Raw genomic sequence first — 15,601 nt, forward strand, 5'->3', positions numbered from 1 at the left:
GCCCACACGAAACCGCCACCCTCATGCCGAAAATAGGAGGTGATAGGGGGTATAGGGGTCCTGAAATCCCCAAGAGGCCCTGCGTAACGTGAAGTCGTCCGGGGGAATACGGGTGTACCTCGGCCGTCTGGCCGCGCTGTCCGTTCGCCATCTTGGCACCGCGAAAACTGGAGGTCTTTATGCCGGTTGGCATCCTTGAATTCGGCGCTCATGTTCCGGACCGGGTCATCGGCAATGGTCACATCAGCCAGTGGGCCGAAGTGCCGGAAGAATGGGTGACGGAACGCACCGGAATCAAGGAAAGGCGGTACGCGTCACCGGACACGGCGACGTCCGACCTGGCCTATGAGGCGGTTTCGGAGCTGCTGTCCAAGAGGCCCGGCATCGAAGCGGAGATCGGGTGGCTCGTGGTGGCCACCGCCACCCCGGACCAGCCGCAGCCCGCGACGGCCGCGGTCCTGCAGGGCCGGCTCGGCCTCGACGGAGCGGCGGCCTTCGATCTGAACGCCGTCTGTTCCGGCTTCGTCTACGCGGTGGCGACCGGCGCGGGACTGCTGGCGGCGAATCCCGCCCAACGGCCGTACGCTCTGGTCGTAGGCGCCGACAAGTTCTCCTCGCTCATGGACCGGAGCGATCGGCGGACGGTCAGTCTCTTCGGCGACGGTGCCGGCGCGGTTCTCCTCGGCCCAGTGCCCGACGGGTACGGGATCCGCGCGTCGCGCCTGGTGTCCCACGGCAGCCTGTGGCCCCTGATCGGGGTGTGGGCGGGTGGCACGCGGAAACCGTTGACGCCCCGCGCGCGCCGGGCCGGGGAGCACACACTGCGGATGGACGGCAAAGCCATCTCCCGCTACATGTTCAGCACCCTGCCCGAGGTCATCGACGACACGCTGAAGGAAAGTTCACTGACCCTTGGCGAGATCGACCGTTTCATTTTCCATCAGGCCAACACGCGGCTGCTGGAAAAAGTGGTGGCTGAACTGGGAATCGATCCGATCCGGGTTCCGATGACCGCGCCAGAATTCGGCAACACGGGCGCCGCCTCCATTCCGCTGACGCTGCGCGCGGCCCATGAAAGGCGTCCCATCCGGCGTGGTGAGCGCATCCTGGTGGCGAGTGTAGGGGGCGGGATGAACGCGGCGGCAGCCGTCTTCATCTGGCACTGAGCGCGGCCCGCGGCATCGTGGCGGAGCCGGTCTGCCGCTCCTGGGAGCTCCCCGAACCGACCTCGACCAGTACCTCGTGCCGGTTTCCCTCGCCATCCCGCGGCCGCCGCCCACCTGCTCGGCCGCGACCTACCCGGGCCGCACCGCGACCGAACGGCTTGCCGTGAGCCGGGCGTGATGGCCGGCCCTCGCTGTGGACGACACGAAGGGACGGCGGGCGGCGCTGAGCACCGTCCCCGGCCCGGCCCGGACGGGATGCCTGCGGCGGCTGGAGATCGACACGTTCGCACATGACCGCGACGAGGAGAAGACACGATGAGCGACACGGTCCGCCCCGCCACGACAGAGCGGGCTCGGCCAGAAGAAATCGGTGACCGCAAGCGGGCACTGGCCCAGCTCTTCGACCGCAGCGCGCCGACGTACGAACGCGTCGGCGTGGAGCACTTCGCGGACCTGGGACGGCGCCTGGTCACCTACGCCGAACTCACCGGCGGGCAGCGCGTTCTGGATGTGGGATGCGGCACGGGAGCCGTGCTCGTGCCCGCCGCTCGCGCGGTCGGGGAGCGAGGGGAGGCCATCGGGGTCGACATCTCGGCGGGCATGGTCGCCCGCGCCCGGGAGGAACTCACCCGGAACGGACTGCACCACGCCCGAGCGCTGGTCGGCGACGCGGAGACCGTCGCCCTGGAAGACGCTCCGGTCGGCCCCGGCTCGTTCGACGCGGTTCTGGCGGGCATCAGCCTGTTCTTCTTCCCCCGCCCGCGGGCCGCCGTGGCCCGGTACCACCGGCTGCTCAAACCGGGGGGACGGATCGCCGTGTCCTGGTGGGGACGGCCGGACCCCCGTTGGGACCGGGTGTTCGCGGCCAGCGCCCCGTACGGCCGGGGACCGTCCTCGCACGCGTTGCCCGACGACAGCCCGTTCCGCTCGATCGAGACTTTCCACGCCGTGCTCTCCACCGCCGGGTTCACCGACGTGGAGACGGCCGAGGAGGACTGTGTCACCCGCTTCGCGAACCGCGAGCAGTGGTGGCGCTGGGTGTGGTCGACCGCGGGCCGCCAGTTCTGGGAGACAGTGCCCGAGGAGTCGCGCGCTGCCGCCGAGGCCGCCGTGAACGCCGAGCTCGCCGCGCTGGAGTCCCCGGACGGAAGCCTGTACAGCACCTCCAAGGTACGGTTCACCCTCGCCCGGAGGGGACTATGAGGGCGGCTCCGGCCACCGCGGCCGTCGGGACGCGCCACGCGCTGTTCTCCCCCGAGTGGTTCACCTGCGCCGCCGCCCTGTTCGACCGGCTGCCATTCGACGAGGACACGGCGGTAAGCGTCGCGCTGCACGTGACCGACGCGCCCCGGGGTGCGGCCGACACCCTGGTGTTGCTCGCCGATCTGACCACCGGGGCGCTCCGGTTCCGGGTGGGCCCGCCACCGGAACGCCCGACCCTCGCCTTCACCCTCCCGTACCGGGACGCCACCACGCTGCTCTTCGGCCGCCAGGACCAGCGCACCCGCCTGTTCGAACCCGGCGGGCTGCGGCTGGAGGGCGCGTTCCTGTTCGTGTTCTTCCTCGACCGGCTGTTGGCGCAGGACGTGTCCGGGGCCCTGGCCGACCTGCGGGCCAGGACCGCGGACCTGCCCGCCGCACCGGACGCGTCCGTGCCGTTTCCGGCATCGGCCCCCTGCGACCCGCCGGAGGGGGAGGCGAGTGCGGTACGGGACGCGCGGGAGGCGCTGCCGCGCACCATGGAGGCGCTGTGTGCCGAACTCGGCCGGACCACCCCGGGGGCCCAGCTCTACGTGTCCTGCCCGCCATCCGGTGTCACCCTCTCCGTGGCCGTCGGGGAGAGCCGGCCTGGCGTGCCCTTCACCCGCGGCTCCTGGCCCATCTGGTACTGCTGCTCCAAGGCGGTCGGGGCGGTGGCCGTCGGCCGTCTGTGGGAGAGGGGTCTGGTGGACCCCTGGCAAGCGGTCGCCGCGTATGTGCCGTGGTTCGACGGCGACGGACGCGAGCGGATCACCCTCCACGAACTGCTGACGCACACCACACCGGTGCCCATGGCTCTGGACCCGCTGCACGGCAGCTTCGCCGCACCGCCGGCGGTACGCCGCGAGCTGTTGCGGACCATGACGATCCCGCCGCTCGCCCGGGCGGGCGAGCGGATCAACTACTCGCCGTGGTGGGCGTGGTTCCTGCTCGCCGAGATGGTCCGGGCAGTCGATGGCCGCTCCTACGAGCGGTACCTGGCCGAGGAGGTGCTCGCGCCCTGCGGCATGACGGATACCCGCGTGGTGCTCGATACGAGGGAATACCGAGAGGTGGCCGACCGGCTCCCGCTGATCCACATCGCCGGAGGCGGCTTCCCGGCCCAGCCCACCCACTGGTACGCCACCGAAGCGTCGTGCACCCGGCCCATCCCCGGACTGAACATCCGCGGGCCCATGCGCGACCTCGGGCGCTTCTTCGGCACACTGCTCGCCGGCGGGCAGGGGCCCGGCGGACGGGTCCTGCGGCCCCAGACCGTCGTGGCCATGACGTCCCGCCACCGAGTGGGTCTCACCGATGCGTTCGGCAACGCGGACTGGGGGCTGGGATTCCGTGTGGAGTCCCGCCATCTGGGCGAGGAGTACACGGCCTTCAGCCGGTATGCGTCGCTGCGGACCTTCGGTCACTACGGGCTGTGGACGTCCGTCGCCTTCGCCGACCCGGAGGCGCGGCTGGTGCTCGCCCTGCATCTCAATGGCAAGACGCTCCAGAGCGAGCACCAGCGGCGGACGCTCGCCGTCTGTGACGCCGTCTACGAGGATCTCGGCCTCTCCGGCTAGGCCGTCACCCCCGCCGAGCGGCTCCCGACCACTCACCTCCGGCCCTCAGGGCCACGCCGCCTCACCCGGAGCTCCGATGACCACACGCCCGCGGAACGACCTGTCGCCACATAAAATCATCGCCCTCGCCACCGCGTTCTGGAGTTCGAAGGTGTTGCTCAGCGCCCTCGAACTCGGTGTCTTCCGCGCGCTGGCCGAACGGCCCCGCACCGGGGAGGAACTACGCGCTGAACTGGGCATCGAGGGGCTCGGGACGGCGGACCTCTTCGACTCGCTGGTCTCCCTCGAGCTGCTGGACCGTAGCGACAGCGGCGTGTACCGAAACGCGCCGCACGCCGACGCATACCTCAATCCGCTCAGGCCGGAGGGCGATATCTCCGGCTATCTCGCGTTCCTCAACGCCGGCTTCGCGGGGTGGTCCCGGCTCACCGACGACGTGCTCAGCGGTGACCGGCTGGACTTCGCCGATGCCCTGTCCTCCTGCGGCGGCGCGAACGGTGGTGGCGGTGCTCCGGTAGCGGCCGATACGGAGACCGGCGCCTTCGGTGCCGCGTTCCCCACCCCCGACCAGATCACCGGATTCGTACGCGCCATCACCGGCTACAGCCCGGCCGCCTACCGGGCGTTGGCCACCAAGTTCGACTGGACGCCGGTCCGCGCCGTGGTCGATGTCGGCTGCTCCGAAGGCGCCCTCCTGGCCCATCTGCTGGGCGCCCACCCCCATCTGCACGGCATCGGCTTCGACCTGCCGGAGGTGAGGGACCGTTTCACCGGCTACCTCGACGACTCAGGGATGGCCGACCGGGCCCGGTTCGTCGCCGGTGACTGCCTCACCGACCCACTGCCGTCCGGCGACGTGCTCGTCCTCGGCCATGTCCTGCGCGACGGGAGCCCAGACATCGAACAGCTGCTGATCCGCAAGGCGTACGACGCGCTGGGGCCCGGCGGATCACTGCTGATCCACGGGTCGCTCCTCGACGACGATCGCCACGTCACCGCCACGGGCCCGCCGGCCGGCCTCAACGATTCCTCGGGCGCGGCCGATGGACTCGGCCGCACCGGTGCCGAGTGCCGGGAATGGATGGCCGAGGCAGGTTTCCGGAACATCACATCCAACCATCTGGACGGCCCCGAGCACATGGTCGTCGGCATCAAGTAGGGAAGCGTCCCCACGATGGAACACGCAGTCGTCGTACAACGAGGGCCCTTGCCCTCCTACCTCACTCTGCCGAACCCCCCACCTGAGCTGATGCGGATCCTCGCACCCACCGGCGACCGCCTCTGGCTGGTGACCAGCCGGAGACTCGGGCGCCAGGTACTCGCCGAGGACCGGTTCAGCCGCGCCCTGGCCGTCGCGCCGCAGGCGCCCGCCAACCACCCGCTACGGCCGGAACCGACGGCACTGACCAGCCTCGATCCGCCCGACCACGGAAGGCTGCGGGGCCTGGTCAGCCATGCCTTCACCCCACCGGCCGTAGCGGCCCTGGAGAGCACACTGCGGCAGACCGCCCGTGAGCTGCTCGCGGGCAAACGGGCCGCGGACCTCGTCCCCGGCTACCTCATGGTGCTGGCCGCGACCGCCATCTGCCGGGTGCTGGGCATCCCGTGGGCCGAGCAGGACCGGTTCTCGGCCCTGGCCGACCGGGCCCACGGCATCACCCCGTGCTCACCCGAGGAGTCCGCCGCGTCGCGCGAGGAACTCCGGGCCTACGTGGCCGGGTTGGTGGCCGACGGCCACCACGAAGCGGACACGAGCCTGCTCGGAACCTTGCGCCTGGCCCGGCAGCGGGACGCGGCGCTGACCATTCGCGAACTGGCCAGCCTGGTCGAACTGTTGCTCGACGCCGGATACGAGACCACGATCGGGCAGACATCGCTGGCGGTCCTGGCCCTCCTCGAACACCCCGAACAGTGGCGTTTCCTGGTGAACCGGCCGGAGCAGGTGCCCGGTGCGGTGGAGGAACTTCTGCGCTACGCACCGGTCGTCCCCATCAGCTTCACGCGCGTGGCGCGCCACGACACCGAGCTGGCCGGCGAGCGCATTCGTGCCGGCGAGGGTGTCCTGGTCTCTCTGTTGCACGCCAATTTCGACCCCGGGGAACATCCGGATCCCGAGGTCCTGCGGGTCGACCGGCGCACCGCACGGCACCTGACGTTCGGGCACGGCCCCCATGTCTGTCTCGGCGCCCGGCTGGCCAGGCTCCAGATGCGCATCGCTCTGGAGGAACTGATCAGGGTCGCTCCTCATCTCTCTCTGGATGCCGACCCCGCGGATCTCGGCTACCGCCCGCCCGAGGCGGTGGTGCGCGGACCGACCTCCCTCCCGGTCTCCTGGTGAGTGGACCAGCGGTGCGTCGTCCCGACAGCGCCCAGGCGACGCGCGGTCCGGGCCGCGTCGTGCGGGAGGTCGGAGCTGTCGGTGACGGCACGTGAATCACGGTCATGGTCGTGCCCGGCGACCATGACGGGGTCGACGTGCGAGCGGTCCATCTGGAAGCGCTAGCGTTGTTCGACAGGACACTGACTGTCCCGGTCAATCCATGTCCATCTGCCAACGGCGTGCAGCGCGGCGACCGGCGTAGCGCACCTTGCGGTTGGCAGCCCTCACCCACCCCTGCCATTCCTTATACGCCGAGCGCTCCTGGGTGCGCGCACAGCATGTCCAAGGGGAGGCCATCCCGGTGACCGTGGCCCATCGGCAGCGGGTACCAGTGTCCTCCCGGGGCGGGAGTGGCGGAAGGTCGCAGAGGCCATGCCGGTGGTCATGCAGCGGCAGGCCACCATGCTCGCGGTGGCGCACCCACGACGGTTTCGTCTTGTCCGTACGGGACATCTCGTTCCTCCGGAACCAGCCACCCGGGCTCCCGGACTCTCCGGGCGGGCGGCTGACGCAACCGCGTCACCACAATCACCTGCTCTCTGCCTGTGCCGAGCGACGTAGCGTCGGCCCGCTTCTTCCACACTACGGTTCGTCCTCGCACATTCCCAGGTCGCATTCCGGTCGAGCGCCGGGATCGACGTCGCCGCCGCGTACGGCCGCCCAGCCCATGATCTTGCGAAGGGCGCCGCCGAACAGTGCGGTCTTGTTCCGCTTCGGAGAGCTCGTCGCGGTCGAGCAGGTAGTGCAGCCCCTGGGCATACGAGTGGTAGCCGGGATACCTCGGCACTGGGTCGAAGCCGCCGTGGGAGATGCGGATGCGCGTCGATGATTTCCATGTGGACACTCCTCCTCGGGAGGTGTGATCGACACGAGGTACGCAATCGTGCCGCGTTGTTCAGGTGAGGCCGGCCGGCGCCGGGGCGACCAGGGTGAGCTGGTGGATGCCGGGCGCGAACTCGGTGCCGACTGGAAGCAGCAGCGTCACGTGGTCGGCACCGGCGGCCAGGTGCGCGCGCACCTTCATGGCGATCACGTCCGGCCCGCCGTGGGCGACGAGCGCGTCCACCGCCCGATCGCTCGCCTGGATGCTCTCCTCGGCCGGATAGCCGAGTTCGGCCAAGCTGCCCGGAAGGTGGCGCTGCTCGACCAGCTGGTCACCACCTGCCGGGCGGTCACCCGTGCCCGGTCGCGGTCAGCGTGCACGCGGTCTCCGACGCCTCGTGCCCGCTGAACTGGCGGCTGTTCCTGCCCCGGGAGTGGGCGGATTCGGAACTCCCGCCGCTTGGCGGCCCGGCCGCCAGCACGTACCGCACGGCGGAACACCGTGAAGCCAAGGCATCTCAGGGCTCCATGGCCTCATCTCCTGGCGACCCTCAAGAAGACCCACTCATAATCGTTTCACGAGCTTTCAGAGACGCGTCGCCGCCTGGACGAGCCCGGCGACGGCTCGGGAGCGGCTGTGGGGCGGCCATGCGATCACGGTCGTGACCGTCGGTGCGTCCAGCACCGGCACGGCGGCGAGATCGTCGCGCAGTTGGGCTCGGCACGACTCCGGCGCGATCCAGCAAGCGCGGCCGAGCGCGATCAGCTGGTTGAGCTGCGCATGGTCCCGAACCTGCGGACCGGGGCCGTCCGGATACGTACCGTCGCGGCCGGGCCAGCGCGGCATCGGCAGGCCAGGCAGCTCGGTGACGTCGGCCAACCGCACGTGGGTCCGGACGGTGAGGGGATGCCCGACCGGCAGAACCACGACCTGCCCCTCCGTGCGGAGCTCCTCGGTGTCGAAGCCGGCCGTCGAGTCGAACGGCAGGTGCAGCAGAGCCACGTCGGCCCGGCCGTCGCGCAGCATTCGTTCCTGCTCGCCGATCCCGCACAGGAGCAGATCGACGGTGACCGCATCGGGTTCGGCGGCGTAGGCGTCGAGCAGTTTTGCCAGCAGTTCGCTGGACGCGCCGGCCTTCGTGGCGAGGACCACGCCGGCGTGGCCGGTCGCGGCGAGCGCAGCGCGGCGGGTACGACGCTCCGCGGCCTCGACCGCATCCAGCGCCGCCCGGGCCTCCCGCAGGAGCACCGCCCCGGCCTCCGTCAGGGTGACCGTGCGGCTCGTGCGTTCCAGCAGCGCCGCCCCGAGGCGCCGTTCGAGCTGGTGGATCGCCCGCGACAGCGGGGGCTGCGCGATCCCGAGCCGCTGTGCGGCCCGCCCGAAGTGCAGCTCCTCGGCGACGGCCACGAAGTACCGCAATTCCCGCGTCTCCACGCTGTCATGGTACCGGCCCCAACCGGCATCGATACCCGCGCGGTATCGCTGCCCACCCAATCGGTGTTGGCCGGCTCCTGCCGGGCCCAGACAGGATCAGCCGTATGAGCGAACAGACAATCGCGCTGGTGACCGGCGCGAACAAGGGCATCGGGTATGAAATCGCGGCCGGTCTGGGCACCCTCGGATGGAGGGTCGGGGTCGGCGCCCGGAACGAGGAGCGTCGCGAGATCGCCGTGGCGAAGCTGCGGGCGGCAGGCGTCGACGCGTTCGGCGTACCACTCGACGTGACCGACGACGCGAGCGTGGCCGCCGCCGCCGAGCAGATTGAGGACCGCGCCGGACGCCTCGACGTGCTCGTCAACAACGCCGGGATAACCGGCAGCGCGCCGCAGATGCCTACCGCGGTCGACATCGCGACGGTGCGGGCGGCCGTGGAGACCAACGTGATCGGCGTCATCCGCGTCACCAACGCGATGCTGCCGTTGCTGCGCCGCTCGGCGTCGCCGCGGATCGTGAACATGTCCAGCAGCGTCGGCTCACTCACCCTGCAGACCACCCCGGGCGCCGAAACGGGCCCGATCGCCGTCGCTTACGCGCCGTCGAAGACGTTCCTCAACGCCGTCACGGTCCAGTACGCCAAGGAGCTGCGCGACACGAACATCCTGATCAACGCCGGCTGCCCCGGCTTCTGCGCAACCGACCTCAACGGTTTTCGCGGCGTGCGGACCCCGGAACAGGGCGCGGCGATCGCGATCCGACTCGCGGCCCTGCCCGACGACGGACCGACCGGCGGCTTCTTCGACGACGCAGGACAGGTGCCCTGGTGACCCGCATCTCAGTGAATGACACCGCCGCACCATCAACCACAGGGGGCTCCCCATGCGCATCTTCGTGACCGGTGCATCCGGCTGGATCGGCTCCGCCGTCGTCCCCGAGCTGCTCGAGGCGGGCCACAAGGTGGTCGGGCTCGCCCGCTCCGACGCCTCGGCCCGCGCCCTGGAGGCCACCGGCACCGAGGTCCACCGCGGCTCGCTCGACGACCTCGACGCCCTGCGCAGCGCCGCTGCCGCGTCCGACGGCGTCATCCATCTCGCCTTCAAACACGAGGAGGCGTTCTCCGGCGACTTCGCGACCGCGGTGGACGCGGACCGTCGCGCGATCGAGGTGTTCGGGGAGGTCCTGGCGGGCTCTGACCGACCGCTGGTCATCGCCTCCGGACTGGCCGGGCTCCCGCCCGGCCAGCTCGCGACGGAGGACGACGTGCCGGACGCCGCCTTGCCCGGCGGCGGCCGTACCCTCTCGGCGCAGGTGGCGCTCGCCCTCGCGGAACGGGGGGTGCGCTCCTCCTGCGTGCGCCTCCCGCCGACGGTGCACGGTGTGGGCGACCACGGCTTCGTCGCGAGCCTGGTCGGCCTGGCCCGCGAACACGGCGCCTCCGGCTACATCGGCGACGGCACCAACCACTGGCCGGCCGTACACCGGCTCGACGCCGCGCGTCTGTTCCGGCTCGCGGTGGAGGACGCCCCAGCGGGGTCGGTGCTGCACGGCGTCGCGGAGGAGGGCGTGCCGACCCGGGCCATCTCCGAGGCGATCGGCCGGGGCCTCGGCCTGCCGGCCGTGTCCGTCGCCCCCGACACGGCCGAGGAGCACTTCGGAGGGCTCGCCCTCCTCTTCGGTCTGGACGTGCAGGCGTCCAGCACCCGCACACAGGAGCAGCTCGGGTGGCAGCCGACACACCAGGCCCTTGTCGAGGACCTGAACGAGGGCCACTACTTCAGCAGAAGCTGATCGACTCGGTGGCCGACTTGTTCCAAGCACCATCTGATCGTAGACCGCCACGGCACGCCCGTGGCCGTGTCGCTCACCAGCGGTAACAGACATGCCGGCACGCAGTTGATCCCCTTGTTGGACGCCATTCCCCACATTCGAGGGTTGCCAGGACGTCCAGTGTGGTCGGCCGGAACGGCTCTTTGCCGACCGCGGATACGACTACGACAAGTACCGCCGTCCGCCGTGGAAACGTGGCATCAAACCGCTGATCGCCCGCCGTGGAGCCGCACACGGCTCTGGCCTCGGACGCACCCGATGGGTGGTGGAGCGAACCTTCGCCCTGCTCCACCAGTCCAAGCGCCTGCGGATCCGCTCATCCACCGCCGCCTCCGAGCCCGCGTCGAACACACCCTGACCCGCATGAAGAACGGGAAGGTCCTGCACGACTACCGTCGCGCAGCCCACACCCTGCGCGACGCGGCCTCCGGCATCGCGCATCTCCACAGCCTCGCCCTCACCGGCTGATCCAGAACAACCGAACCGGCCAGCCAGGAGATCGGTCACGGACACCCGCTCAGTCCAGCACCCGCCCGAGGAAGCCGCGCAGGTAACCCGCGACGACGTCCAGGTGGCTCTCCAGCAGGAAGTGACCGCCGTTGATCAGGTGCACCTCGGCGTCCTTGGCGTCGCGGGTGAAGGCCCGCGCGCCGGCCGGGCCGAAGATTTCGTCGTTGCGGCCCCACACGGCGAGCACCGGGACCTCGCTGGTGCGCAGGAATTCGTGCAGCAGCGGGTAGAGCGGGCGGTTGTTCTGGTAGTCGCGGAACAGCGCCAGCTGGATCTCGTCGTTGCCCTCGCGGGAGACGAGGGCGAAGTCGTGCTCCCAGGTGTCCGGGCTGACCAGGCTCGGATCGGGCACGCCGTGCAGGTACTGCCAGCGGATGGCGTCGATGCCCAGCGCGGCGCGGACGGCGGGTTCGGTGGCGGGGCCGGGGTCCGCCCCGTAGGCCCAGACGTCGGTCCAGAACGACTCGACGAAACCGTCCTCGTAGCCGTTGCCGTTCTGGGTGACGAGGGCGGAGATCCGTTCGGGGTGCTGGAGCGCGAGGCGCCATCCGATGGGGGCGCCGTAGTCCTGGACGTAGAGGGCGTAGCGGTCCAGGCCCAGTTGGTCGAGCAGTCCGGAGGTGATGTCGGCGAGGGCGTCGAAGGTGTAGGTGAACTCCGCTGCGAGGGGGGCGGCGGAGTGGCCGAAGCCGAGGTGGTCCGGCGCGATGACGTGGTAGTCGTCGGCCAGCAGCGGGATGAGTTCGCGGAACATGAACGAGCTGGTCGGGTAGCCGTGCAGCAGGACGATCGCGGGGGCGTCGGCGGGGCCGGCTTCGCGGTAGAAGATCTCGTGGCCGTCGACGGTGGCGGTCCGGTGGTGCACCGAGCTCATTGTAACCCCTTTAAAGGCTTGATCTGGTTAGTTCCTCGCCATGCAAGCACGAGGTGAGCTAACCTGTCAAAGGATTCAATCTGGTTAGATGAGGTGTCATCCGATGGACGCGCTGCTGGACCTGCTCAACAGCAGGCCACTGGTCAACGGCGAGGAACAGGACGCGCTCGGCGACCCGGCCGGAGGCAGGCGCTGGGCACGGGAGCACGGCGGCGAAGGCAGCCTCGCGGAACTGGCGCTGCTGCGCGAGGCACGGGACGCCCTGCAGGACGTAGTGCGCGGAGAAAGCTCGCCCGCCGCGTTGAGCCCGCTGCTCGAAGGGGTCCACCAGATCCCGGAGATCACTTCGGACGGTCTTCAGTGGACAGTCAAGACTCCCCCACACGCCCGGCTGGCCGTCGAGGTGGTCCTCGCCTGGGCCGCCACCGAGAAGCGACTACCCGGCCGGCTACGCCCCTGCGCCAACGACGAGTGCCAATTGTTCCTGCTCGACCGCAGCCGCGCCAACCGCGCCCGCTGGTGCTCAATGGCTGTCTGCGGCAACCGCGAAAAAGCACGCCGCCACTACGAACGCAACCGCTGACCCGGCCCCCACGCGCCGGCACACGTCCCCCACCAGCCGAAGGCCCAGCAGTGTGACGTTTGGCCTCAGCGTGAGGCTCGACGAGCGGGGCGGGCTGGTCCTCGGGGTCGCCGTCCGCGGCCTCCCGAGCGCTGTCGACCGGCCCCCGGAACTCCGTCTCGTCCATCATCACGGGACCAGGATCGGCCCTCCCGCGCACCCCCGCACGCGGAGCGGGCCGGATGCGGCCGCCTCCAGATACTGGACAGTGGATGTCGGGTTTTCCTGCGAGGGTCGACCTCTGGGCGGCCCGGGGGCGACCAGGCCACCCACACGGCATGGCATCCACACCGAGAGGACGTATCGAAACGTGAGCACACAGGGCGCACTGACGGGCAGGGTCGCGCTCGTCGCGGGGGCGACCCGCGGCGCGGGCCGGGCGATGGCCGTCGAGCTGGGGGCGGCAGGGGCCACCGTCTACGCGACGGGGCGCACCACCCGGGAACGCGTCAGCGAGGTCGGGCGGGCCACCGAGACCATCGAGGAGACGGCCGAGCTGATCACGGCCGCCGGCGGCACGGGCATCGCGGTCCCGACCGACCACCTCGAGCCCGAGCAGGTCCGGGCGCTGGTGGAGCGGATCGACCGGGAGCAGGGCCGGCTGGATGTCCTGGTCAACGACGTATGGGGCGGTGAGGCCCTGATCGAGTTCGGCAAGAAGAGCTGGGAGACGAATCTGGCGGGCGGGCTGCGGATGCTCCGGCTCGGCGTCGAGACCCACCTCATCACCAGCTACCACGCGCTGCCGCTGCTGATCCGGCACCCGGGCGGACTGGTGGTCGAGGTCACCGACGGCAACGCGGAGTTCAACAAGACCTACCGCGAGAACATCTTCTACGACCTCGCCAAGAACGCCCCGATCCGCACCGCCTTCGGGCTCGCGGAGGAGCTGAAGGAGTTCGACGGCACGGCGGTCAGCGTCTCGCCGGGCTTTCTGCGCTCCGAGCAGATGCTGGACCACTTCGGGGTGACGGAGGAGAACTGGCGGGAGGCGGTGGAGAAGGAGCCGCACTTCGCCATCGCCGAGTCGCCGCACTTCGTCGGGCGGGCGGTCGCCGCGCTCGCCGCCGACCCGGACCGGGCGCGGTGGAACGGCAAGTCCGTCTTCAGCGGGGAGCTGGCCAAGGTCTACGGCTTCACCGATCTGGACGGCTCACGGCCGGATGCCTTCGGCTACTTCCGGGACGTCGTCTTCGGTGGCAAGGAGGGCACGGCCGCCGACTACCGGTAAGGCACCGCGATCACCGGTAACGTTCCTGGCTATCGGTGAACCCGCGTAATTCAGCTGTCACCAGTCTCCTGGGGAGCCCACCCGGCTGATTCGGCACAGGTGACCTGACCACAGCGCTCCCGAGCGAACCGTCTTACGGAGAGCTCAAAGAGACTGTCGCCGCGAACGCCGAACCGCCGGGAAAGTAATACCCCAAACTCCGCCTACGCCACAGCCGAGCACCAGACCGATCCCCATGTTGTCGAAGGCGGACAGCCCGAGCACGATCCCGGCGGGGACGCCCACCAGCATGCCTACAACAAACCCAGTGGCAGTAGGTGGCGTCCCGCCTTCGTCATTGTTTGTCACACACTCATTGTGCCGAGCACCGGTCATTGAAGGCTAGGTGTTGCGGGACATGAGGTTGTTGGCGCCTGAGCAGGTCTTCAACTCGTCGCAGCGAGTGCCGGAAGATTGCGGTGCGGCTGGACGTTGGCCGCAGGTATGAAGATCAGCGAGGCTTCCAGAGTCAGCGGTGTGAGTGCGCGGTCGTTGCGGCACTACGAGGACGAGGGCTTGATCGTCCCTGGGCGTTTTAGCAATGGGTTCCGTGACTACTGCCAGTCCACGATCGATCGGGTGCTCCTCATCCGGTCGCTGCTGGAGTCCGGGTTGCCCGTGAGGTTGATCAGGGAAGCCCTGCCCAGCCTCACTGACGGATCCGATGCCGGCACCGAGGTGGTGTGTGCGGAGTTCCTGCACGAGGTGCAGGGCTATCGCGATCGGCTCGCTGCTCGCATTGCCGTTCTCAGCGATCAGCAGGCGGCACTCGACACCTACCTGAGAGAGGCCCGCCGTACTGATCTCTGACGGCCGCTTGACCTTGACGTAAGTGTGAGGTTCCTACGTTCAGTTCATGGAGATCAACGAGCAGCAGAACGCCGCCGAGCAGACCGTTCGAGCACTGGTCCAGCGGTCGCACCGTGGGCCGAAGGACCTGACTCTCGCGACGGATCACCGCCGCCCTGCCCCGGGGCCCGGCGAGTACCTGATCCGCGTCGGCGCCGCCGGGGTCAACTTCGCCGATGTCATGCAGACCCATGGCACCTACGGAGGAGGCCCGCAGGCACCCTACGTGGCGGGCTTTGAGGCGGCCGGTGAGATCGTGGGGGTCGGCGCGGACGTCGAGAAGCCGCTGCCGCTCGGCACCCATGTCGTCGGAGCCGGCCCGGGCGCCTTCGCGCAATACATGACGATGCCGGCCGCAGGGGTACTTCCCGTGCCTTCCGGCTGGAACGATGCCCAGGCTCTCGGTCTGGTGCTGAATTGGGCCACCGCGTTGGCGGCACTGAAGCCGTTGGGCGAGATCAAGATGGGTGAGGCGGTGCTCGTTCATGCCGCGGCCGGCGGCGTCGGGCAGGCTGCCGTTCGCCTCGCCCGCCACTACGGTGCGCGGGTGATTGCGACGGCCTCGCCCGAGAAGCGCGACACCGTCAAAGCCCTCGGCGCCGACGAGGTGCTGGACAGTCGACGTCCCGATCTGGCTGAGGAGATCACCCGCCTGACCGGCGGGGTCGACCTGGTCCTGGAATCGGTGGGCCGGGCCACGTTCGAGGCCAGCCTGTCGGTTAGCAAGCCCTTTACCGGACGCATCGTCGTGTTCGGAGCCGCTTCCGGTGACGCCACTCTGACCACGCACGACCTGGTCTTCACCCGCCAGGTTCAGATCAAGGGCCTGCACATCGGCGCGCTGGCGGTCGCGGCACCATCCCTCTACCAGTCGTTGCTCGTCGAGATCGAGGCTCTCATCGCCCATGGCGTCTACCCGCCCGGCACCCCCCACGTGCATCCCCTGGCCGAAGGACCGGCAGTGCTCCAGCAACTCGAAGCGGGCCAGACCCAGGGCAAGCTGGCGCTCGATCCCTGGCGCTAG

At 69.9% G+C, this 15,601-nt stretch carries 15 protein-coding genes and 3 pseudogenes; 15 read left to right on the top strand and 3 right to left on the bottom strand.

Translation table 11 applies throughout. The annotated features are described in order from the left end of the window. The first annotated feature begins 179 nt into the window (after positions 1-179). The 6 genes from ACZ6TD_RS01975 to ACZ6TD_RS02000 all read left to right on the top strand — a co-directional run bounded on the left by ACZ6TD_RS01975 (position 180) and on the right by ACZ6TD_RS02000 (position 6,323). Positions 180-1,166, top strand: coding sequence for a 3-oxoacyl-ACP synthase III family protein (locus ACZ6TD_RS01975; RefSeq protein ID WP_471349484.1), 987 nt, complete (start codon positions 180-182; stop codon positions 1,164-1,166). Between the two features lie 193 nt (positions 1,167-1,359). After that, positions 1,360-1,485, top strand: a complete 126-nt coding sequence (locus ACZ6TD_RS01980) for a hypothetical protein (RefSeq protein ID WP_471349487.1) — start codon at positions 1,360-1,362, stop codon at positions 1,483-1,485. Beyond that, positions 1,482-2,369, top strand: coding sequence for a class I SAM-dependent methyltransferase (locus ACZ6TD_RS01985; RefSeq protein WP_471349490.1), 888 nt, complete (start codon positions 1,482-1,484; stop codon positions 2,367-2,369). Before ACZ6TD_RS01980 ends, ACZ6TD_RS01985 begins: the two co-directional genes overlap by 4 nt. After that, positions 2,366-3,985: a serine hydrolase domain-containing protein gene (locus tag ACZ6TD_RS01990; RefSeq protein WP_471349493.1), complete on the top strand. Its 1,620-nt coding sequence runs from the start codon at positions 2,366-2,368 to the stop codon at positions 3,983-3,985. Before ACZ6TD_RS01985 ends, ACZ6TD_RS01990 begins: the two co-directional genes overlap by 4 nt. Before the next feature lie 151 nt (positions 3,986-4,136). Next, positions 4,137-5,144: a methyltransferase gene (locus ACZ6TD_RS01995; protein WP_471349496.1), complete on the top strand. Its 1,008-nt coding sequence runs from the start codon at positions 4,137-4,139 to the stop codon at positions 5,142-5,144. 90 nt (positions 5,145-5,234) lie between these two features. Beyond that, entirely contained in the window at positions 5,235-6,323 is a 1,089-nt protein-coding gene (locus tag ACZ6TD_RS02000; RefSeq protein WP_471349499.1) for a cytochrome P450, read from the top strand. A gap of 937 nt (positions 6,324-7,260) precedes the next feature. On the opposite strand, the gene ACZ6TD_RS02005 is transcribed toward ACZ6TD_RS02000, so the two are convergent. Further along, a complete protein-coding gene (locus ACZ6TD_RS02005; RefSeq protein ID WP_471349502.1) occupies positions 7,261-7,485 on the bottom strand; it encodes a hypothetical protein in 225 nt (74 codons plus the stop codon). A 59-nt stretch (positions 7,486-7,544) separates the two neighbouring features. Here ACZ6TD_RS02005 and ACZ6TD_RS02010 point away from each other — a divergent pair. Next, positions 7,545-7,628, top strand: a pseudogene (locus ACZ6TD_RS02010) (hypothetical protein); the annotation flags it as partial. Between the two features lie 145 nt (positions 7,629-7,773). Here the strand turns inward: ACZ6TD_RS02010 and ACZ6TD_RS02015 are convergent. Further along, entirely contained in the window at positions 7,774-8,622 is an 849-nt protein-coding gene (locus ACZ6TD_RS02015) for a LysR family transcriptional regulator (RefSeq protein WP_471349505.1), read from the bottom strand. Between the two features lie 104 nt (positions 8,623-8,726). Between ACZ6TD_RS02015 and ACZ6TD_RS02020 the strand changes: the two genes are divergently transcribed. From ACZ6TD_RS02020 to ACZ6TD_RS02035, 4 genes and pseudogenes are all read left to right on the top strand, one after another. After that, entirely contained in the window at positions 8,727-9,452 is a 726-nt protein-coding gene (locus ACZ6TD_RS02020; protein WP_471349508.1) for an SDR family oxidoreductase, read from the top strand. A 52-nt stretch (positions 9,453-9,504) separates the two neighbouring features. Next, on the top strand, positions 9,505-10,413 hold the full coding sequence (locus ACZ6TD_RS02025; RefSeq protein ID WP_471349511.1) for an SDR family oxidoreductase: 909 nt from the start codon (positions 9,505-9,507) through the stop codon (positions 10,411-10,413). 21 nt (positions 10,414-10,434) lie between these two features. Further along, positions 10,435-10,768, top strand: a pseudogene (locus ACZ6TD_RS02030) (transposase); the annotation flags it as partial. Between the two features lie 5 nt (positions 10,769-10,773). Beyond that, a pseudogene (locus tag ACZ6TD_RS02035) lies at positions 10,774-10,920 on the top strand (IS5/IS1182 family transposase); the annotation flags it as partial. Positions 10,921-10,969: 49 nt separating this feature from the next. Here the strand turns inward: ACZ6TD_RS02035 and ACZ6TD_RS02040 are convergent. Continuing rightward, on the bottom strand, positions 10,970-11,836 hold the full coding sequence (locus ACZ6TD_RS02040; RefSeq protein ID WP_471349513.1) for an alpha/beta fold hydrolase: 867 nt from the start codon (positions 11,834-11,836) through the stop codon (positions 10,970-10,972). A gap of 103 nt (positions 11,837-11,939) precedes the next feature. Here ACZ6TD_RS02040 and ACZ6TD_RS02045 point away from each other — a divergent pair, with 103 nt between their 5' ends. From ACZ6TD_RS02045 to ACZ6TD_RS02060, 4 genes are all read left to right on the top strand, one after another. Beyond that, complete coding sequence (locus ACZ6TD_RS02045) at positions 11,940-12,419, top strand: CGNR zinc finger domain-containing protein (protein WP_471358758.1); 480 nt, start codon at positions 11,940-11,942, stop codon at positions 12,417-12,419. 349 nt (positions 12,420-12,768) lie between these two features. Then, a complete protein-coding gene (locus ACZ6TD_RS02050; RefSeq protein ID WP_471349515.1) occupies positions 12,769-13,689 on the top strand; it encodes an SDR family oxidoreductase in 921 nt (306 codons plus the stop codon). A gap of 483 nt (positions 13,690-14,172) precedes the next feature. Then, positions 14,173-14,538 (top strand): MerR family transcriptional regulator, encoded by a 366-nt coding sequence (locus ACZ6TD_RS02055; protein ID WP_471349518.1) that lies wholly within the window; start codon positions 14,173-14,175, stop codon positions 14,536-14,538. A gap of 46 nt (positions 14,539-14,584) precedes the next feature. Further along, on the top strand, positions 14,585-15,601 hold the full coding sequence (locus ACZ6TD_RS02060; RefSeq protein ID WP_471349521.1) for an NADPH:quinone oxidoreductase family protein: 1,017 nt from the start codon (positions 14,585-14,587) through the stop codon (positions 15,599-15,601).

Source organism: Streptomyces yongxingensis (assembly GCF_055597465.1).